The organism is Pseudarthrobacter oxydans, from assembly GCF_030812335.1.
Lineage (GTDB): Bacteria > Actinomycetota > Actinomycetes > Actinomycetales > Micrococcaceae > Arthrobacter > Arthrobacter oxydans_B.
In genome coordinates this window covers 49886-68519 of sequence record NZ_JAUSSN010000011.1, presented here as the reverse complement: position 1 = coordinate 68519, position 18634 = coordinate 49886, and the positions used below count along the sequence as shown (strand labels likewise).

Genomic DNA, 18634 nt, shown 5'->3' with positions numbered 1-18634 from the left:
TCCGGCCTGACGGCATGATCGGCAACCCTGACCTCAGGGCCGGCTTCCCGTCGTCGGGGTCGTCACTGGTCCTGGTCGGGGCAACAACCGGTCGAACAACACGCTGTCTCTCTGGTCCCTGGACACCGCAGCCAGGACCCTGTCACCGGTCGCATCCCGCAGCATCGGGACGGAGGCACCCAACTACGGCTTCTGCACGTACCGCAGCAGGGCCAGCGGAAAGTTCTATGCCTTCGTGACCCCCAACAGGCCCGGATCGGTCGAGCAATTCGAGCTGGTCGATGACGGGGCAGGCAAGGTCGACGCCGTCCCCGTCAGGACGCTGCCGGTCAGCAGCATCACCGAGAGCTGCGTCGCTGACGATGAGCTCGGCCACCTGTAGTAGGCAGGAGGGCACCGGCGTCTGGAAATACGGCGCGGAACCTGACGCCGGAACCAGCCGCAGTTCCGTGGACAGTACGTCCCCCTCAGTTCTGTCCTCAAATAGGCCACTTGCCGGGGGTGCCGGCGTGCGTCCCGGACGGGTCCTTAGTCCTTGGTGGCGGCACGGGCGGCGGCAGCGGGCACCGGCTCGTGCCGCAGGTAGCTTCGGTCGAAACGGCCGCTTCCCGACGTCAGGGCGCGAAGCTCGATCGTGTACCGCAGGAGCTCCTGGTCCGGCACTTCGGCCGTGATCTCCGTCAGGCCTCCCCCGGTCGACGTCGTTCCGGTCAACCGGGCCCGGCGCGATGACAGGTCGCTCATCACCGCGCCCACATGCTCATCCGACACGCTGATGGTGACCGCCGAGACGGGTTCCAGCAGTTGGATGCTCCCGGCGGCCGCGGCCTCCCGCAAGGCCAACGCCCCCGCCGCCTGAAAGGCGGCGTCCGAAGAATCCACGCTGTGGGCCTTGCCGCCGAGCAGGGTCACACGGATATCCACCACCGGGAAACCGGCCGAGACGCCCTTCTGCATCTGCGCCCGCACGCCCTTCTCCACCGAGGCGATGAAGGGTCCCGGAATGACCCCTCCCACGGTTTTGTCGACGAATTCAAAACCGGCGCCGCGTTCCAGGGGTTCCACCTCGATATCGCAGACGGCGTACTGGCCGTGGCCGCCGGACTGCTTGACGTGCCGGCCGTGGCCTGCCGCGCGCCCGGCGAACGTCTCCCGCAGCGGGGTGACGACGTCGACGGTCTGCAGGTTCACGCCCTGATCGCGCAGCCTGCCCAGAACGACGTCCGCGTGCGCCTCGCCCATGCACCAGAGGATGAGCTGGTGCGTCTCGGCGTTCCGTTCCACCCGGAGCGCCGGGTCCCCGGCGGCGACCTTTCCCAGGCTCCGGGCGAGGGCGTCCTCGTCGCCGTGGGAGGCCGCCTCGACGGCAACAGGCAGCAGCGGGTCCGGCAACTCCCACGGCTGGATCAGCAGCGGCATGTCCTTGGCCGATACCGTGTCGCCGGTCTCGGCCGGCCCCAGTTTCGTGAGGGCGCAGATGTCCCCCGCCACGCTGTACGGCACCGGCCGCAGGCTGGATCCCAGCGGCGAATACACGTGGGAGACACGCTCGTCACTGTCGTGGTCGGCGTGGCCCCGGTCCGCCAGACCGTGCCCGGCCACATGAACGGCCGTGTCCTCGCGCAGTGTGCCGGAAAAGAGGCGGACCAGGCAGACACGGCCCAGGAACGGGTCGATGCTGGTGCGCACCACTTCACCGAGCAGCGGCCCCGCGGCGTCGCAGTCCGGTGTGGCGGCCGGTGTGCCGTCAAGGTGGGACACCGCCGGACCCCCGTGTTCGGTTGGCGGGGGGAAGGCCCGTGCCACAACGTCCAGTAGTTCCGTCAGTCCGACGCCGGTCTCGGCGGACGTGGCGATGACCGGGTGGAAGGAACCCCGGGCGACGGCCGTCTCCAGGTCGCCGATAAGGACCTCGGCAGGGATGTCCTCGCCTCCGAGGTACCGGTCCATCAGCGCTTCATCCTCGCTTTCAGCGATGATCCCTTCGATGAGCGCTCCCCGCGCCGCCGCAGAGGCGGCGCGTTCGACGTCGTCGGCCCTCCGGGACAGGGGCAGCGCCCCGTCCGCCGGCCCTTCCGAGACAGTGCCCGAGAGCAAGCCAAGCAGTCCGGTGACCTCCGCCCCGTTGCGCACTGGCAGGTAGAGCGGCAGCACCGTGTCGCCGAACGCCCGCTGGCATTTCTCCAGCGCCGCGTCGAAGTCCGCCCTGGGGTGGTCCAACCGGCTGATCACCACCGCCCGCGGCACCCCAACGCGCTGGCATTCTCCCCATAGGGCCGTGGTGGCAGCATCGATGTCGTCGACCGCCGAGACGACAAACAGCGCCGCGTCCGCCGCCCGAAGCCCGGCCCGCAGTTCGCCGATGAAGTCCGGGTAGCCCGGCGTATCGAGCAGGTTCACCTTGACATCGCCAACCAGTACGGGCACCACGGAGAGTGCGACGGAGCGCTGCTGGTGGACCGCGGCAGGCTCCGAGTCACTCACGGTGGTGCCTTCGGTAATAGAGCCCTTCCGCGAAATCACACCTGTTGCGGCCAGCAGCGCCTCGGCCAGCATCGTCTTCCCGGCGCCCGAATGGCCAACCAGCGCCACGTTCCGGAGCAACCCCGGCTGTTCGGGCGGCCGGACATCGGAGGCGTCGGCGCGCCGGAGTTCGGATGTGCCCCGGCCGGCGGTCTTCGCCGGAACCTTGGCGTCTTTCGTGGCCATGGGAACCTCCTGGATTGCATCCGTCGGGAGCCGAACCGCCGGCCTCCGTGAAGCGTGCCGCTGTCTATATGGATTGGACACCCTGGGAGGAACCGACGGCAAGACGCAACGGCCAACTCCGCCCAGCGCCGGTGCTGTGCGGGGCCGCTGTCCCTACCTACTTACCGTCGTAGGCCTGCTGCAGCGCCGCGATATCAAGCTTCCGCATTCCCAGCATGGCCTGCATGGCCCGCTGGGACCCCTCCGGGTCCGGGCCCCCGATCAGCCCGCCCAGCGCGGAGGGGACCACCTGCCATGAGACGCCGTACCGGTCCTTGAGCCAGCCGCACTGGCTTTCGGTGCCGCCCGCGAGCAGGGCGTCCCAGTAGCGGTCGACTTCCGCCTGGTTGGCGCAATCGATGACGAAGGAGACCGACTCGTTGAAGGTGAAGGCCGGTCCGCCGTTCAAGGCCGTGAAGGTCCGCCCCTCGATTTCGAACCGCACGGTGATCGCCTGGCCGGCCGGGCCGGGACCGCCCTCGCCGTAGCGGGAGACATCCAGTACCTTCCCTCCGTCGAAGACGGAGGTGTAGAACCCGGCGGCTTCTTCCGCCTGGTTGTCGAACCACAGGCAGGTGGTGATCTTCTCGGCCACGGTCTTGTCCTCTTTCCGTCGGGCCCGTGCCGCGAGGCGGAATCCGGCGGCAGCGCGGGGTTGTCAGCCCGAGCCTAGTCCCGCGGGATAACCGGCACAACGAAAGGCCCCGCCTGACCGGCCTCCCCCCGCGTGACCGTAACGACGAACGCCGGATCTGCTTCCCTCCAGCCCGCCGGGCTACGCTTGGAGCATGCCTTCCGCAACGCCCCCGCTCCCCCGTCCTGCCGCCACCTCCTCCGCGCCGGGAACGGCGGCACGCCGGACGGCAGTGCTGGCAGCCTGCACTGATGCCGCCTTGATTCTCGTCTTCGCGGCCATCGGCCGGGACGCCCATCAGCGCGGGGACATCGTCCTCGGCGTATTCTCCACGGCGTGGCCCTTCCTCGTGGGCGCGGCCCTCGCCTGGCTGGCATTGCGTGTGTGGCGCGCGCCCCTGGCCCTCTTGCCGGCCGGCGTCGGCGTCTGGCTCGGCACGGTCACTGTCGGGATGCTCCTGCGGGCCGTCACCGGGCAGACCGTGGTCCTGCCGTTCGTCATCGTGGCGCTGCTCAGCCTGGGCCTTCTGCTGCTCGGATACCGCCTCCTGGCCGCCGCCGTCCGGCGGTTCAACACACGCCGCCGCGGGGCGTAATGGACTAGGCTTGCAGGGACATGGCCGGGGCCCGGTGGAGTACCGCCCGGCGCCTGCACTTGGCCGGCAACGGCGCAACAGATCCGGAAAGGCTCACACGTGGTCACCGCTTTCGTCCTGATTAAGACAGACGCTTCCCGCATCCCGGAGACCGCGGAAGAGATCTCCGCCATCCAGGGCATCAGCGAGGTCTACTCGGTGACCGGCGAATGGGATCTCATCGCCATCGCCCGGGTCCCGAAGCACGACGATCTTGCCGACGTCATCGCGGACAAACTCTCCAAGGTTCCCGGCGTTGTCCACACCACCACCCAGATCGCCTTCCGGGCCTATTCCCAGCACGACCTCGACGCGGCCTTCGCCCTCGGGTTCGAACAGTAGGATTCTGCAGGCCGGCGCCCGGCAGCTGAGCCGCCCCGCCGGCTGGTGTTCCCCCGGACTGTTCAACTGCGCGAGAGTGCGACCCACCGGTCCAGTACGGCCGCCGCTGCACCCGACTCGATGGACTCTTCCGCGCGCTTCAACGCGGCGGCCATCCGCTCACTGAACGGTCCGACAGCATCCAGGTCAAAGGCCACGAGTCCGGCCGCGGCGTTGAGCAGGGCAGCATCGCGCGCCGAACCGGGGCCGCCGGCCAGCACGGACCGCACGACGGCGGCGTTGGCGGCGGCGTCCCCGCCGCGCAGTTCCTCCAGGGTTGCCTGGCGGATGCCGAGGTCGCGCGGATCGAACATTTCCTCGGTCACGGCCCCGTTCCGGATTTCCCAGACCCGGGACGGTCCGGTGGTGGTGAGTTCGTCGAGTCCGTCATTCCCACGGAACACCAGCCCGCGGCTGCCGCGTTTGGCCAGGACTCCGGCCACCAGCGGAGCCATCCGCTCATTGGCCACCCCCACGGCCGAGGCCTGAACGTGGGCCGGGTTGATCATGGGGCCCAGGAAGTTAAAGGCCGTCGGCACGCCGAGTTCCCGGCGGGCGACGGCGGCATGGCGCATCGAGGGGTGGAACACCTGGGCGAAGCAGAACGTGATGCCCGCCTCTTCCGCGTTGAGAGCCACCCGCGGGATCGGCAGGTCCAGCCGGACCCCCAGGGCCTCGAGGACATCCGCGGACCCGGAAGTCGACGACGCTGCACGGTTGCCGTGCTTAACCACCTTGGCGCCGGCGCCGGCCGCGATCAGCGCTGCCATGGTGGAAATATTCACCGTGTTCTGCTGGTCTCCCCCGGTTCCGACGATGTCCAGCTTCTGCCCTGCTATCTCAATGGGGCTCGCGTTCGCGATCATCGCCTCGACGAGGCCGACCAGTTCATCCACGGTCTCGCCCTTGGACCGCAGGGCCACGAGGAATCCCGCGACCTGGGCCGGGGTGGCCTCCCCCGACATGATCGAGTTCATCGCCCACTCCGTGTTGCCGGTGGTGAGATCCGTCCCGTCAATGAGAGCGTTGATGAGCCGCGGCCACGTGTTGACTGCCGCCTGTGCAGATGCCTGAGAAGTCACGTTCTGATGCTATCGAGGTGCGCACTGCAAAGACCAATGTGGACGGGTCCGGGAACTTTTCCGCGCGAATTCGCGTCTTTGTAGAAAAAGTCCCCCCAAAACGCGGTTTGCGTTGGGCAGGAGGGAGTTTTATAGACATAATGTCTATGTGACATCTGCGACCCATGCCCCCAGTACCCCGGCGCACCCGACGCTGAATCGCCCGAACATGGTTTCTGTAGGAACCGTAGTCTGGCTGTCCAGTGAGTTGATGTTCTTCGCCGGTCTCTTCGCCATGTACTTCACACTCCGTTCGACTTCCGGACAGATGTGGGCCGACGAGACAGCCAAGCTCAACTTCCCGTTTGCGCTCATCAACACGATCGTCCTCGTGGCAAGTTCCTTTACTTGCCAGATGGGCGTCTTCGCCGCTGAGCGGCTTCAGCCGCGACGAAGCGGCGGCCCCCTCAGCTTCACCCGCTGGGGTATGAACGAATGGTTCACCCTGACATTCGTCATGGGTGCCTTCTTCGTGGCCGGCCAGGCGACTGAGTACGCCATGCTCGTTTCCGAGCATGTCTCACTCTCCTCCAACGCCTACGGTTCGGCGTTCTACATCACCACAGGCTTCCACGGCCTGCACGTTATCGGCGGCCTGGTTGCCTTCCTCCTCATCATGGGCCGCTCCTTCGCAGCGAAGAAGTTCGGCCACTTCGAAGCAACCTCCGCGATTGTCACCTCGTACTACTGGCACTTCGTCGACGTCGTCTGGATCGGCCTCTTCCTGGTCATCTACGTCCTCAAGTAGCAAGACTTGACTCTTTTTCTACAAGAGGCAGAATTTCAAGAAGTGGCTCCCGGAGCCAACGCAGGATCGAAAAAAGGAACCACCACGTGAAGGCACTCTCGCAGAAGCGACGTCACCCGCTAGCAGCAATTGCACTGCTGCTGATGGGCCTCCTGGTCACTGGTGGGCTGTACGCCGTAGCCACCACCGTCAACCAGGCCAAGGCCACCACCAGCTTCAGCGCAAATGACGCAGAGGAAGGCGGCAAACTCTTTGCCGCCAACTGCGCCACCTGCCACGGCATGGGCGCCAGCGGGTCCCAAGACGGCCCCTCCCTGGTTGGCGTCGGCGCTGCCGCCGTCGACTTCCAGGTCGGCACCGGCCGCATGCCCATGCAGATGAACGGCCCGCAGGCCTACAAGAAGCCCGCCCAGTTCAACGAGGAGCAGACGCACCAGCTCTCCGCTTACGTTGCCTCGCTCGGCCCCGGCCCGTCCATCCCGGAGGCACATGTCCTTGATGGCCAGGGCGACGCCGCCAACGGCGGCGAGCTGTTCCGCGTGAACTGCGCCATGTGCCACAACGCTGCTGCTGCCGGCGGCGCGCTGACCCGGGGCAAATTCGCTCCGGCCCTGAGCGGTGTCTCCGAAAAGCACATCTACGAAGCCATGGTCACCGGCCCGCAGAACATGCCGGTCTTCAGCGACTCAAATGTCGGCCCCGAGGGCAAACGCGACATCATCACCTTCCTGAAGCAGATCGAAGCCAACGGTTCACCTGGCGGCGCCGATCTGGGTGCTTTGGGACCGGTGTCGGAAGGCCTGTTTGTCTGGATCGCCGGCCTGGGCGTCATCATTGCCTTTACTATCTGGCTGACGTCCCGGACGTCCTAAGCCAACCTGTTGCACCTGTAAGAGTTTTCTGCTGACCCGTCAGCAGTTTGAATTGAAAGCTAACTCGGCACTTGCCGAGACGAGAGAGGGATGAGGCGAATTATGGGCAACCATAGTGACGGCAGTCCGAACCACTCGGGCACCGTAGCTAGGGCTGGTCAGAATGAGGTGGAGAAGTTCCAGGATCCTGGACTTCCTCCGCATCGTTTGCGCCTGGCTGACACGGACCCGAAGGCCGCCAAGCGAGCAGAACGGCAGGTAGCCCTTCTGTTCGGGACCTCGGTCGTTGGCACGCTGATATTCCTGGTGGCGTACTTCGCCATCGATCTGGGAGACGACACCGGGATCGCTACGATTCGGCTGCAGAACATGCTGCTGGGCCTCGGCACCGCCTTTGCCATGCTTGGCATCGGCACCGGCATCGTGCACTGGGCCAAAGCCCTCATGCCGGACCATGAAGTCTCGGAAGAGCGCCATGCCATCCGCACCGAGGAAGACCGCCAGGCCGCTGTCCGGATCGTCGACGACATCGCCGAGGAAACCGGCATCAAGCGCCGTCCGCTGATCCGCAACACCCTGCTGGGCGCCGTGGCGCTGGCTCCCCTGCCGGCCCTCGCCATCTTCGGTGATCTGGGTCCGCGTCCGGACAATACGCTGGCACACACCATGTGGGCCCCCCAGGACGGCAAGCTCAAGCGGCTCACCCGCGACCCCGATGGCACCCCCATCAAGGCCGCGGATGTCACCATCGGCTCCGCGTTCCACGTCATCCCTGATGGGCTGAACGAACTGCACGAAGGCAAGCTGAACGAGAAGGCCAAGTCTGTTGTTCTGCTCATGCGCCTGAACCCGGAGGAGCTTCACCCCTCCCCGGGCCGCGAGGACTGGGCGTACAACGGGATTGTTGCGTACTCCAAGATCTGCACCCACGTTGGTTGCCCTGTTGCCCTGTATGAGCAGCAGACCCACCACCTGCTGTGCCCGTGCCACCAGTCAACCTTCGACCTGACCCAGCAGTGCAAGGTTATCTTCGGCCCGGCCAGCCGCCCTCTGCCCCAGCTGCCCATCGCGGTGGACTCCGAAGGCTATCTGGTCGCCACCAGCGACTTCCATGAACCTGTTGGACCGAGCTACTGGGAGCGTGAGCAGCATGTCCGCAACATCAACGCCTAGTGCCCCCGCCTTCGTCGCCAAGACGAAGGGCGGCCGCATCACCAACTTCGTTGACGAGCGTGTCGGCGGTTCCGGGATGCTCCGTGAATTCGGCCGCAAGGTCTTCCCCGACCACTGGTCCTTCATGTTCGGTGAGGTGGCGCTGTATTCCTTCGTCATCCTGCTCCTCTCGGGCACGTTCCTGACGTTCTTCTTCGACCCCTCGATGGCGGAGACGCACTACCAGGGCTCCTACACGCCGCTGAAGAACGTCGAAATGTCCGTCGCGTACAGCTCTTCGCTGGACATCTCCTTCGATGTCCGCGGCGGTCTGTTCATGCGGCAGGTCCACCACTGGTCCGCGCTGCTGTTTGTCGCTTCGGTCTCCGTGCACATGCTCCGTGTCTTCTTCACCGGCGCTTTCCGCAAGCCCCGTGAAATGAACTGGGTGGTGGGCAGCGTGCTGCTCATCCTCTCGATGGCTGCCGGCTTCACCGGCTACTCCCTCCCCGATGACCTGCTCTCCGGCAACGGCCTGCGCATCATCGACGGCGTGATCAAGTCCATCCCGGTGATCGGAACGTACATTTCGTTCTTCCTCTTCGGCGGTGAATTCCCCGGCACCATGGTTATCGGCCGCCTGTACATGCTCCACATCCTGCTGGTCCCGGCGCTCATCCTCCTGATGATCGTGATGCACCTCTTTATGGTGGTCGTGCACAAGCACACCCAGTACCCCGGCCCGGGACGCAACGACGGCAACGTCGTCGGCTACCCCCTTGGCCCGGTGTACGCGGCCAAGGCCGGCGGATTCTTCTTCATCGTATTCGGTGTTGTCGCCCTCATGGCAGGGTTCTTCACCATCAACCCGATCTGGAACTACGGCCCTTACGACCCCTCCCCCGTCTCGGCCGGCACCCAGCCTGACTGGTACATCGGATTCGTTGACGGTGCACTCCGTCTCATGCCGGGCACCATCGGTAACTGGAGCGTCGAGCAGGTCTGGTTCGGCCAGGTCTTCAGCTTCAACGTTCTGCTCCCGGCCCTGGTGCCGGCGGGAATCCTCTTCACCGTGATGTTCATGTACCCGTGGATCGAACGGTGGATCACCAAGGACGGCCGCGAGCACCACGTCCTGGACCGTCCGCGCAACGCCCCGACGCGCACGGCCATCGGCATGGCCGGCTTCGTCTGGTACTGCGTTATGTGGGCAGCTGCCGGTTCGGACCTCATCGCCACGCACTTCCACGTGTCGCTGAACGATGTGACCTACTGGCTGCGGGCACTGTTCTTCATCGGCCCGGTCATCGCCTTCATTGTCACGAAGCGTGTTGCCCTGGCCCTGCAGCGCAAGGACCGCGAGATCGCCCTGCATGGCCGCGAAACCGGCCGTATCGTGCGCCTGCCGCACGGCGAGTTCATCGAGGTCCACGCCCCGCTGGACGAGTACAAGCGCTACAAGCTCGTCGGCTTCGAGTCGCCGTCTCCGCTTCCCGCGGAGCCGAACGCCAACGGCGTCGTTGACAAGAAGGAGAAGCGCCGCGCGAAGCTGTCGCAGTGGTTCTTCGAGGACCGGGTTGCCCCGGCCACGCCCGCTGAGCTCGAGGCGGCCCACGGCCACCACGGCGCCCACGAGGCAATCGAGTCAGGCGACACCCAGAAGACGCTCAGTCGCTAGCCAGCTGCAGTGAACACCAGAAGGGCCCGGTCCATCAGGACCGGGCCTTTCTGCGTTCCTCTGGAGCTCCAGGACTCCGGCAGGCAACGCGGGGTCACCTCGCGCCCATCCCGAAGGGTTCAACGGGCGCGACGTGACCCCGCGTTGCAGTTACGGGCGGTAGCCGGAGGCGTAGTTGCGGGTCGGGCGGACGCCGGGGCGCTGCAGCGGCACCCAGAGCTTGTAGCGGTCGGCCCGGTAGTAGGACACCGAGTAGTCCACCATGGCGCGGGCCACGAAGGCGTGGCGCTGGATCTTCAGCAGCGGCGAACCGACCTCGACGTTGAGCAGGCGGGCCGTGGACGGCGAGGCGGCCGTGGCCTCGATCATGTCCTCCCCCCACTCCATCACCAGCCCGTAGCGTTCACTGAGGACGTTGTAGAGGGAAGTGGGCGGTTCGCCGTCGAGCAGTCCGGGCACGCGGTGGGCCGGGATGAAGTTCTCGTCCACGCTCATGGGCTCGTTGTCGGCCAGCAGCAGGCGGCGGAACCGCACCAGGGGCGTCCCCTCCTCGAGCTGGAGTTCCCGGGCCAGGAAGGCACTGGCGCCGATCTGCTCGAAGCTGAGGACCTTGGCTGCCGGGACCATGCCGCGCCGCTGCATTTCCTCGCTGTAGGAGGTCAGCTTGACCTGCAGGTCCAGCTTGGGTTTCCGGACAAAGGTGCCCAGGCCCACCACGCGCTCGATGACTTCCTCGCCGACGAGGGCGTCGATGGACTGGCGCACCGTCATCCGGGCCAGGCCAAAACGCTCGGCGAGGTCCCGTTCGGAGGGCAGCGCCGACCCGGGCGGACAGGAACTGACAATGTGGGTCCTGAGGATTTCCCGCAATTGGACGTAGATGGGCGTGCCGTTGTTCCGGTCGATCTCGCCGACCATGCGTGCCGCGTCAGAGGCCGCCACTGCGCTGCCTTCCGGAATGAGTCATACCTCAAGGTTAAGCCACACCCCCGCAGGTCTAGACCACCCGCTTGTCTTGGTTCGCCCGGGAACGCTGCCCCGGCTAGGCTTAAATGCGCCGGTTCCCCGCCGGCCCCACCACCGCCACCATTTGAGACAAGGGAGCCCCGTTGCCAGTACGGAACGCAGTCGTCCAGGCCGACGTCGGACTGCATGCAAGGCCTGCAGCGCTTTTCGTCCGCGCTGTCCTGGAAACCGGGCTGCCCGTCACCATCAGCAGGGACGGCAGGCCGGCGGTGGATGCCCGCTCGCTGCTGGAAGTCATGACCGAGGACTTCCAGTACGGTTGCAAGGTGGAACTGGCCGTGGCCCCCGGCGCTATTCCGGAGCGCTGCAGCACCAGGGACGTCGAGGCGGCCTTGGACGGCCTCCGGGCAGTGTTGGAGTCCGCCCGGTCCCGCTGAGCTCCACAGCAGCCCTGCACGGGCTCCCCAGCCATCAACGACGGCGGGCCCCACCAAATGGTGGGGCCCGCCGTCGTTATTGGTCAGTATGTGTCCTTACGGACGTTAGTGCGCGTGGTCTCCGCGGCTGTATTCGTAGACCCAGCCGACCAGGCCGACCAGTGCAAGACCGGCCGCGATGTAGACGATCCAGAACCCGATGGCCAGGCCCAGGAATCCTGCGGCCGAGGCCAGGCCGAGGACCAGCGGCCACCAGCTCCAGGGGCTGAAGTGACCCTGTTCACCGGCGCCCTCGTGGATCTCCGCATCGCTGCGGTCCTCGGGACGCATCCCGACGCGCTTGGCGGTGAAAGCGAGGTAGGCGCCGATCATGAGCGAGAGGCCCCCGAGCAGGAGAACACCAAGGGTGCCGACCCACTCGGTCCATTCGGTCAGGAATCCGTAGATGATCGCGACCGGGACGAAGAAGAAGACTCCGAATCCGAAGAGCCTTGATTCGATTTTCACTGGGCTTGATCCTTCTGGTCGGCGTTACCGAGCGTTGCTGCTGCCGGGGCAGGAGATTCGACGGTGTATGACTGGGAGAGTTCGGGGTGGTGAAGGTCCAGGGCGGGACGCTCCGAACGGATCCGCGGCAGCGAGGTGAAGTTGTGGCGCGGCGGCGGGCAGGAGGTCGCCCACTCGAGCGAGGCGCCGAAGCCCCACGGGTCATCCACTTCGACCCGCTCGTTGCTGCGCCAGGTGATGTAGACGTTCCAGAAGAACGGGATCAGCGAGGCGCCCAGCAGGAAGGAGGCGTAGGTGGAGAACTGGTTCATCCAGGTGAAGTTGTCCTGCGGCATGTAGTCCGCGTAGCGGCGGGGCATGCCCTCAACGCCCAGCCAGTGCTGGATGAGGAAGGTGCCGTGGAACCCGAGGAACAGCATCCAGAAGTGGATCTTGCCAAGGCGCTCGTTGAGCATCTTGCCGGTCCATTTCGGCCACCAGAAGTAGAAGCCGGCGAACATGGCGAAGACAACGGTGCCGAAGACGACGTAGTGGAAGTGGGCCACCACGAAGTAGGAGTCGGAGACGTGGAAGTCCAGCGGCGGGGAGGCCAGGATGATGCCGGTCAGTCCGCCGAAGAGGAACGTCGCCAGGAAGCCGATGCTCCACAGCATGGGGGTTTCGAAGGTAATCGATCCCCGCCACATGGTGCCGATCCAGTTGAAGAACTTCACGCCGGTTGGCACGGCGATGAGCATCGTCATGAAGGAGAAGAACGGCAGCAGGACCGAGCCGGTGACGTACATGTGGTGGGCCCACACGGTCACGGACAGCGCTGCGATGGAGATGGTTGCGTAGACCAGGCCCTTGTAGCCGAAGATCGGCTTGCGGCTGAAGACCGGGAAGATCTCCGAGACAATGCCGAAGAACGGCAGGGCGATGATGTAGACCTCCGGGTGTCCGAAGAACCAGAACAGGTGCTGCCAGAGGACGGCGCCGCCGTTCTCCGGGTCGAAGATGTGGGCTCCGAAGCGGCGGTCCGCACCGAGGGCGAAGAGTGCCGCGGCCAGCGGCGGGAAGGCCATCAGGACCAGGATGGAGGTGACGAGGATGTTCCAGGTGAAGATCGGCATCCGCCACATCGTCATGCCCGGGGCGCGCATGCAGATGATGGTGGTGATGAAGTTGACCGCACCGAGGATGGTACCGAAACCGGTCAGCGCCAGGCCAAAGACCCAGAGGTCACCACCCACGCCCGGGCTGAACGTGGTGTTGGACAGCGGCGCATACGCGAACCAGCCAAACGACGCCGCACCCTGCGGCGTGATGAAGCCGGACACGGCGATGGTCGAACCGAAGAGGAAGAACCAGAAGGCCAGTGCGTTCAGCCGCGGGAAGGAGACGTCGGGGGCACCGATCTGCAGCGGCATCATGACGTTGGCGAAGCCGGCGAACAGCGGGGTCGCGAACATCAGCAGCATCACGGTGCCGTGCATGGTGAACAGCTGGTTGTACTGCTCTTTGGTCTGCAGGATCTGCATGCCGGGCTCGAAGAGTTCGGCGCGGATCAGCAGCGCCATGACTCCGCCGAAGCAGAAGAACACGAAGGACGCGATCAGGTACATGTACCCGATCGTCTTGTGGTCGGTCGTGGTGATCCAGTTGACGACGATGCGTCCCTTGGACTTCGGTACTACGGGAGCCTCAAGGATCCCGGTGGGCTGTGAATAGGTAGTTGCCACGTCGCTCCCCTTACTTGGTTTCGGTCGGGGCCGGGTTGCGGTCGTACTCTTCGCCGAGGAGGCCCGTGTTGCCGTCCTGGCGCAGCTTCTCCAGGTGCGCCTGGAATTCGGCGTCGGAAACGACCTTCACGCGGAACAGCATTTCGGAGTGGTATTCGCCACAGAGTTCGGCGCACTTGCCGTCGTAGGTCCCCTCCTTGGTGGGGGTGAACCTGATGTAGTTGGTCTTTCCGGGGATCATGTCGCGCTTCTGCAGGAAGGCGGGGACCCAGAACGAGTGGATGACGTCGCGGGCGTTCAGCTCGAGGTCAACCGACTTGTCGACCGGGAGGTACAGGGTGGGCAGCTTTTCCTTGTCCACTTCCTCGCCGGTGAGGTGCGCCTGGACGCCGGCTTCGTGGACATCCTCGCGGATGACGTCGCCTTTTTTGTAGTTGAAGTCCCACGCCCACTGCTTGCCGCGGACGTCAACGACGACGTCGGCCGGCTCGGCGCGGTTGTCAATCGCCTGCTGGTCGCGGTCGGTGAAGTAGAAGAACACCAGGACCATGAACAGCGGGATCGTGAGGTAGAAGACCTCAAGGGGCAGGTTGAAGCTGTTCTGCCGCGGGAACCCGACGGTGCCCTTGCGGCGGCGGTAGGCGACGATGCACCAGATCATCAGGCCCCAGGTAATGACGCCCACGATCAGGGCGGCAATCCATGAGTTGACCCAGAGGTCCATGATGCGGTCAGTGTGGTTGGTGGTGCCACGCTCGGTGGGCAGCCACCCTTTCTGTACCTCTGGTGAACATCCAGTCAAAGCCAACGCGCCGGCGAGTGCCAAGCCAGTGATCGTAGTGATCTGTTTGCGTCGGCTGCCGGTTCGGTTCTGCGAACTCACAGACGGCCCTTCCTACTTGTTGCTGTTGCCCGGGCCGCAAAATGGCGGTCAGGGCACACGAAAAGTTTTACTACTCGGTGTAGAGCTTACCGCTCCCCGCGAGTTTTCGCCCACATGTCCGCGCCGTGCGTCGGGACCTTTTTACCGGGTCCGCTCGTTGTGAATCCTGCGGCACTAAGGCCGGGCAGACAGCCCGGCCTTAGTGGAAGGAATCACCGCAGGCGCAGGAGCCGCCGGCGTTGGGATTGTCGATGGTGAAGCCCTGCTTGGAGATGGTGTCCTCGAAGTCGATGCTGGCACCGCTGAGGTACGGGACGCTCATCTTGTCGACCACAACTTCGACGCCGTCGTAGTCGCGGACGGCGTCGCCGTCGAGGAGCCGCTCGTCGAAGTAGAGCTGGTAAATCAGGCCAGAGCAACCGCCGGGCTGCACGGCCACGCGGAGGCGCAGATCGGTGCGGCCTTCCTGCTCGAGCAGGCTGCGGACCTTGCCGGCGGCGACGTCGGTCAGTTTGACCTCGTGCGTTGCCAGTTCCTCGCCCGCCGTGGCGGTGCTGTCGGCGCTGTTTTCATTGGTTGTAGTGCTCATGGCCTACCTTCTAACGACGGTGGTGGCGGCGCCGCTCCCGCGGCACCCGCCCCTACTTGAACGGTACGGGCTATAGCTACATGCTACGTCGATCAGCCCTGTAGCTCTAACTCCTGACGTAACCGTCCCGGCCGGCAGGATGTTCCCCGGGGCGCACCGCCGGCCGGTCCGCTCAGGCCAGTCCTTCCTCATTCAGGCGGGCCAGCATCAGGGCTTCGGCCACAATGGCGTTCCGGAAGTCCGCCAGGTGGAGGGACTCGTTCGCGCTGTGCGCCCGGGAATCGGGGTCCTCGACGCCGGTGACCAGGATCTGCACGTCCGGGTACAGCTCGGTCAGGTCGGCGATGAACGGAATGGAGCCGCCGATGCCGGTCTCCACGGCCGGCACGCCCCACGCCTCGCCGAGCGCCCACATCGCGACGCTGGCCGCCTTGGAGGAGGTGTCGGTGAGGAAGGCGTTGCCGCTCTCTCCCGGTGTGAAGACGACGTGGGCGCCGAACGGCGCGTTGGCTTCCACATGCCGGCGGACGGCGTCCATCGCCTCGGCCGGATCCTGTCCGGGCGCCAGCCGCAGGCTGAACTTGGCCCGTGCCCGGGGCAGGAGGGTGTTGGAGGCGACGTCCACGGCCGGGGCGTCGAAGCCGATGATCGACAGCGCCGGTTTGGTCCACATCCGCGAGGCGATCGTCCCGGTGCCGGCGAGCCGGACGCCGTCGAGCACCGAGGCGTCGGCGCGGTACTGCTCCTCGGAGATGTCAACGGTGACGTCGTCCCGGCTGGCCAGCCCGGCGATCGCCACGTTGCCCGCATCATCGTGCAGGGTGGCGATCAGCCGGGAGAGCAGGGTCGGGGCATCCAGCACGGGGCCGCCGAACATGCCGGAGTGGACGGCGTGGTCCAGGACCTTGACCTCGATGGTGCCGTCGACCAGGCCGCGGAGGCTGGTGGTCAGCGCGGGGATGCCGACCTTCCAGTTGCTGGAGTCGGCCACGACGATCACATCGGCGCTCAGCAGTTCCCGGTGGGTTTCGAGGAAGGTCCGGAAGGTCGGCGAGCCGGCCTCCTCTTCGCCCTCGAAGAAGAAGGTCACGCCGAGGCCCAGGTCGTCGCCCAGCACCCGGGTCACGGCCGAGTAGGCCGCGATGTGCGCGAGGATCCCGGCCTTGTCGTCGGCCGCGCCGCGCCCGTACAGCCGCCCGTCGCGTTCGACGGCGGTGAAGGGCTCCGTCTCCCACAGCGCCAGGTCTCCGGTGGGCTGCACATCGTGGTGCGCATACAGCAGGATGGACGGCTTGCCTGCGGCGGCCGGACGGCGGGCGACGACGGCGGGGCCGCCCGGGGTCCCGTCTTCCTTGTCGCAGCGCAGGATCAGGACCTCGTCGAAGCCGCTGGCACGGACCAGGTCGGCGACGGCGTCGGCACTGGCGTTCAGCGGTGCGGGGTCGAAGCTGGGCCAGGCGATGCCCGGGATGGCGACGAGCTCCGTCAGCTGGGCGATCGTGGTGTCGAACAATTCGGTAACGGCCTGGCGGAGGGCCTCGGTGTCGACATTTCCGACCCGGGCAGTGGCGGTTTGCGGGTTCCCCGCGGGTAATGGAGTCATGGCCAGAACACTACCGGTGCCGCGGATCACTTCAAACAGGGCAACAGCGCGTCATCTGACCTGTGGGCCGGGTCTCGCGCGCGCCGCACCGGGGTATTCTGAAGGGGTGTTTGGACGTAAAAAAGAAGCGCCATCGGCGCAGGACATAGTTGACCAGCAGGCGGCCGGGGCAGCAGCCCGGGACACCGCCCTCGGCAAGGGCGCGCCCACGCCCAAGCGCAGCGCGCAGGTGGCGGCCCGCAAACGGCCGCTCGTGCCCGAGGACCGCAAGGCTTCGAAGGCCGCCGAGCGGGCAGCGGTCCAGGAGCAGCGGCTCAAGATGCGGCAGGCCATGGACACCGGCGACGAGAGGTTCCTGCCGCTGCGCGACAAGGGCCCGCAGAAGCGCTTCGCCCGTGACTACGTGGACGCCCGCTTCAGCCTCGGCGAATATTTGATGTTCGGCGCGCTCATTTTCGTGATCGTCTCACTCCTCGTCCCGTCCACCAGCGAACAGATGATTTACGTCCTGGGCGGGTTCTGGGTGATGTTCCTGGCGGTCTTCGTCGACGTCTTTATCCTGTCCCGGAAGCTCAAGAAGCGCCTGGAGGAGAAGTTCGGGGACGTGGAACGCGGCACCGTCTGGTACGGCTCCATGCGTTCGCTGCAGTTCCGCCGCCTGCGCCTTCCCAAGCCCCTCGTCAAACGCGGCGAATACCCCGCCTGACTCACGCCATCAACACAGGGCCCCCGGCAGTCTGACTGCCGGGGGCTTTGTCGTCCCCCCGGCAGCCGGGGACGGTCGGTGCGGTGCAGGGCGGCTCAGCGCCGGGACGGGTGTGGTCGGTGCGGTGTAGGGCGGCTCAGCGCCGGGACGGGTGCTTCGCGAGGAGCCGGTTGATCCGGGCGGCCCAGAACGGTCCTTCATAGAGGAACGCCGTGTATCCCTGCACGAGGGTGGCGCCGGCGTCGAGCCGTTGCTGGACGTCCTGCGCGGTTTCGACGCCGCCCACGGAAACCAGGGTCAGTCTGCCACCGGTGGCCGCCTTCAGCCGGGCGAGCACCTCCAGCGACCGCCGCTTCAGCGGTGCGCCGGACAGCCCTCCGGCACCGCACGCCGCCACCTTGTCGGCGCTGGAGGAGAGCCCGGCGCGGGCGACGGTGGTATTGGTCGCGATGATACCGTCCAGGTTCAGGTCCAGTGCCAGGCGGGCGACGTCGTCGATGTCCTCATCGCTGAGGTCCGGGGCAATCTTGACCAGCAGCGGAACGTGGCGTCCGGACGCCTGGTCCGCCGCCTCCCCCACGGCGGTCAGCAGCGGGCGCAAGGTTTCGACATCCTGCAGCAGCCGCAGGCCCGGGGTGTTCGGGGAGCTGACGTTGACCACGAGGTAGTCGGCGGCGGGCGCGAGGCTGCGGGCGCTGACCAGGTAGTCGGCCACGGCGTCTTCAAGTTCCACGACCTTGCTCTTGCCGATGTTGACTCCGATCACCGGGCGGACGCCGGGGTGGCGGCGCTGCAGGGCGGCGCGGGCGGACTTCAGGCGGGGCGCCACGGCGGCGGCGCCGTCATTGTTGAAACCCATCCGGTTGATCACGGCACGGTCCTCGACCAGGCGGAAGAGCCGCGGCGCGGGGTTCCCGGGCTGGGCCTGCCCGGTGATGGTGCCGACCTCGACATGGCCGAACCCCAGCTCGGTGAGGGCCTCAATCCCGTGGCCCTCCTTGTCGAATCCGGCCGCCAGGCCGAACGGGGAGGGGAACGTCAGGCCGAACGCCTGGGTCTGGAGGGACGCCGCCGGGGCGGTGAACTTCTGCAGCACCCGTCCGGCGCCGCAGGAGTGGACGAGCCGGATGGCCTTGAAGCCGATCTTGTGGGCGCGTTCGGCGTCCATCCATGAGAAGGCCAGCCGGAAGAAGGTCGGATATACGCGCATGGCTCTAGTTTTGCGGTTCCGGGCGCCCAGACCAAACCCGCAGG

The 18634-nt window shown here is 66.2% G+C and carries 18 protein-coding genes and 1 pseudogene; 9 read left to right on the top strand and 10 right to left on the bottom strand.

Annotated elements, in window-relative coordinates:
- Positions 1–94 precede the first annotated feature (94 nt).
- Positions 95–382, top strand: a pseudogene (locus tag J2W14_RS17345) (phytase); the annotation flags it as partial.
- A gap of 146 nt (positions 383–528) precedes the next feature.
- On the opposite strand, the gene J2W14_RS17340 reads toward J2W14_RS17345, so the two are convergent.
- Together J2W14_RS17340 and J2W14_RS17335 are read right to left on the bottom strand one after the other, a co-directional pair.
- Positions 529–2709, bottom strand: coding sequence for an elongation factor G-like protein EF-G2 (locus tag J2W14_RS17340; protein WP_307464808.1), 2181 nt, complete (start codon positions 2707–2709; stop codon positions 529–531).
- Between the two features lie 157 nt (positions 2710–2866).
- Positions 2867–3343, bottom strand: a complete 477-nt coding sequence (locus J2W14_RS17335) for a VOC family protein (RefSeq protein ID WP_307464807.1) — start codon at positions 3341–3343, stop codon at positions 2867–2869.
- A 193-nt stretch (positions 3344–3536) separates the two neighbouring features.
- On the opposite strand from J2W14_RS17335, the gene J2W14_RS17330 reads away from it, so the two are divergent.
- Together J2W14_RS17330 and J2W14_RS17325 are read left to right on the top strand one after the other, a co-directional pair.
- The gene (locus J2W14_RS17330; RefSeq protein ID WP_307464805.1) at positions 3537–3977 is read left to right on the top strand and encodes a DUF3054 domain-containing protein; all 441 of its coding nucleotides are present in this window, start codon (positions 3537–3539) and stop codon (positions 3975–3977) included.
- Between the two features lie 99 nt (positions 3978–4076).
- On the top strand, positions 4077–4358 hold the full coding sequence (locus tag J2W14_RS17325) for an Lrp/AsnC family transcriptional regulator (RefSeq protein WP_307464804.1): 282 nt from the start codon (positions 4077–4079) through the stop codon (positions 4356–4358).
- 62 nt (positions 4359–4420) lie between these two features.
- On the opposite strand, the gene trpD is transcribed toward J2W14_RS17325, so the two are convergent.
- Complete coding sequence (gene trpD / locus J2W14_RS17320) at positions 4421–5479, bottom strand: anthranilate phosphoribosyltransferase (protein WP_307464802.1); 1059 nt, start codon at positions 5477–5479, stop codon at positions 4421–4423.
- Positions 5480–5591: 112 nt separating this feature from the next.
- Between trpD and ctaE the strand changes: the two genes are divergently transcribed.
- The 4 genes from ctaE to qcrB all read left to right on the top strand — a co-directional run bounded on the left by ctaE (position 5592) and on the right by qcrB (position 9968).
- On the top strand, positions 5592–6266 hold the full coding sequence (gene ctaE / locus J2W14_RS17315) for an aa3-type cytochrome oxidase subunit III (protein WP_442512637.1): 675 nt from the start codon (positions 5592–5594) through the stop codon (positions 6264–6266).
- 86 nt (positions 6267–6352) lie between these two features.
- The gene (gene qcrC, locus J2W14_RS17310) at positions 6353–7138 is read left to right on the top strand and encodes a cytochrome bc1 complex diheme cytochrome c subunit (RefSeq protein ID WP_307464799.1); all 786 of its coding nucleotides are present in this window, start codon (positions 6353–6355) and stop codon (positions 7136–7138) included.
- A 102-nt stretch (positions 7139–7240) separates the two neighbouring features.
- Entirely contained in the window at positions 7241–8311 is a 1071-nt protein-coding gene (qcrA, locus tag J2W14_RS17305) for a cytochrome bc1 complex Rieske iron-sulfur subunit (protein WP_307464797.1), read from the top strand.
- On the top strand, positions 8289–9968 hold the full coding sequence (gene qcrB / locus J2W14_RS17300) for a cytochrome bc1 complex cytochrome b subunit (protein WP_307464795.1): 1680 nt from the start codon (positions 8289–8291) through the stop codon (positions 9966–9968). The genes qcrA and qcrB overlap by 23 nt, the downstream gene beginning before the upstream one ends.
- A gap of 150 nt (positions 9969–10118) precedes the next feature.
- Here the strand turns inward: qcrB and J2W14_RS17295 are convergent, their stop codons facing one another.
- Positions 10119–10886: a GntR family transcriptional regulator gene (locus tag J2W14_RS17295; RefSeq protein WP_307464999.1), complete on the bottom strand. Its 768-nt coding sequence runs from the start codon at positions 10884–10886 to the stop codon at positions 10119–10121.
- A 191-nt stretch (positions 10887–11077) separates the two neighbouring features.
- Between J2W14_RS17295 and J2W14_RS17290 the strand changes: the two genes are divergently transcribed.
- A complete protein-coding gene (locus J2W14_RS17290) occupies positions 11078–11371 on the top strand; it encodes an HPr family phosphocarrier protein (protein WP_307464793.1) in 294 nt (97 codons plus the stop codon).
- A 105-nt stretch (positions 11372–11476) separates the two neighbouring features.
- Here J2W14_RS17290 and J2W14_RS17285 read toward each other — a convergent pair whose 3' ends face one another.
- The 5 genes from J2W14_RS17285 to J2W14_RS17265 all read right to left on the bottom strand — a co-directional run bounded on the left by J2W14_RS17285 (position 11477) and on the right by J2W14_RS17265 (position 16674).
- Positions 11477–11878 (bottom strand): cytochrome c oxidase subunit 4, encoded by a 402-nt coding sequence (locus tag J2W14_RS17285; RefSeq protein WP_307464792.1) that lies wholly within the window; start codon positions 11876–11878, stop codon positions 11477–11479.
- Complete coding sequence (gene ctaD, locus J2W14_RS17280) at positions 11875–13599, bottom strand: aa3-type cytochrome oxidase subunit I (RefSeq protein ID WP_307464790.1); 1725 nt, start codon at positions 13597–13599, stop codon at positions 11875–11877. The genes J2W14_RS17285 and ctaD overlap by 4 nt, the downstream gene beginning before the upstream one ends.
- 10 nt (positions 13600–13609) lie before the next feature.
- Positions 13610–14482, bottom strand: a complete 873-nt coding sequence (gene ctaC / locus J2W14_RS17275; protein ID WP_307464788.1) for an aa3-type cytochrome oxidase subunit II — start codon at positions 14480–14482, stop codon at positions 13610–13612.
- Positions 14483–14681: 199 nt separating this feature from the next.
- On the bottom strand, positions 14682–15071 hold the full coding sequence (locus J2W14_RS17270) for a HesB/IscA family protein (RefSeq protein ID WP_307464786.1): 390 nt from the start codon (positions 15069–15071) through the stop codon (positions 14682–14684).
- Between the two features lie 172 nt (positions 15072–15243).
- Positions 15244–16674, bottom strand: a complete 1431-nt coding sequence (locus J2W14_RS17265) for a dipeptidase (RefSeq protein WP_307464784.1) — start codon at positions 16672–16674, stop codon at positions 15244–15246.
- 106 nt (positions 16675–16780) lie between these two features.
- Between J2W14_RS17265 and J2W14_RS17260 the strand changes: the two genes are divergently transcribed.
- Positions 16781–17380 carry a DUF3043 domain-containing protein gene (locus J2W14_RS17260; protein ID WP_307464783.1) on the top strand — a complete coding sequence of 200 codons (600 nt, stop codon included), beginning with the start codon at positions 16781–16783 and terminating at the stop codon, positions 17378–17380.
- Between the two features lie 136 nt (positions 17381–17516).
- Here the strand turns inward: J2W14_RS17260 and J2W14_RS17255 are convergent, their stop codons facing one another.
- Complete coding sequence (locus tag J2W14_RS17255; RefSeq protein WP_307464781.1) at positions 17517–18590, bottom strand: quinone-dependent dihydroorotate dehydrogenase; 1074 nt, start codon at positions 18588–18590, stop codon at positions 17517–17519.
- Positions 18591–18634: the final 44 nt, after the last annotated feature.

What these genes read in the sequence shown, in the direction of transcription:
- J2W14_RS17255 (WP_307464781.1), bottom strand. Translation starts at nt 18,590, where the DNA reads ATGCGCGTATATCCGACCTTCTTCCGGCTGGCCTTCTCATGGATGGAC.
- qcrB (WP_307464795.1), top strand. Translation starts at nt 8,289, where the DNA reads ATGTCCGCAACATCAACGCCTAGTGCCCCCGCCTTCGTCGCCAAGACG.
- J2W14_RS17265 (WP_307464784.1), bottom strand. Translation starts at nt 16,674, where the DNA reads ATGACTCCATTACCCGCGGGGAACCCGCAAACCGCCACTGCCCGGGTC.
- J2W14_RS17270 (WP_307464786.1), bottom strand. Translation starts at nt 15,071, where the DNA reads ATGAGCACTACAACCAATGAAAACAGCGCCGACAGCACCGCCACGGCG.
- J2W14_RS17295 (WP_307464999.1), bottom strand. Translation starts at nt 10,886, where the DNA reads ATGGTCGGCGAGATCGACCGGAACAACGGCACGCCCATCTACGTCCAA.
- J2W14_RS17330 (WP_307464805.1), top strand. Translation starts at nt 3,537, where the DNA reads ATGCCTTCCGCAACGCCCCCGCTCCCCCGTCCTGCCGCCACCTCCTCC.
- J2W14_RS17340 (WP_307464808.1), bottom strand. Translation starts at nt 2,709, where the DNA reads ATGGCCACGAAAGACGCCAAGGTTCCGGCGAAGACCGCCGGCCGGGGC.
- qcrA (WP_307464797.1), top strand. Translation starts at nt 7,241, where the DNA reads ATGGGCAACCATAGTGACGGCAGTCCGAACCACTCGGGCACCGTAGCT.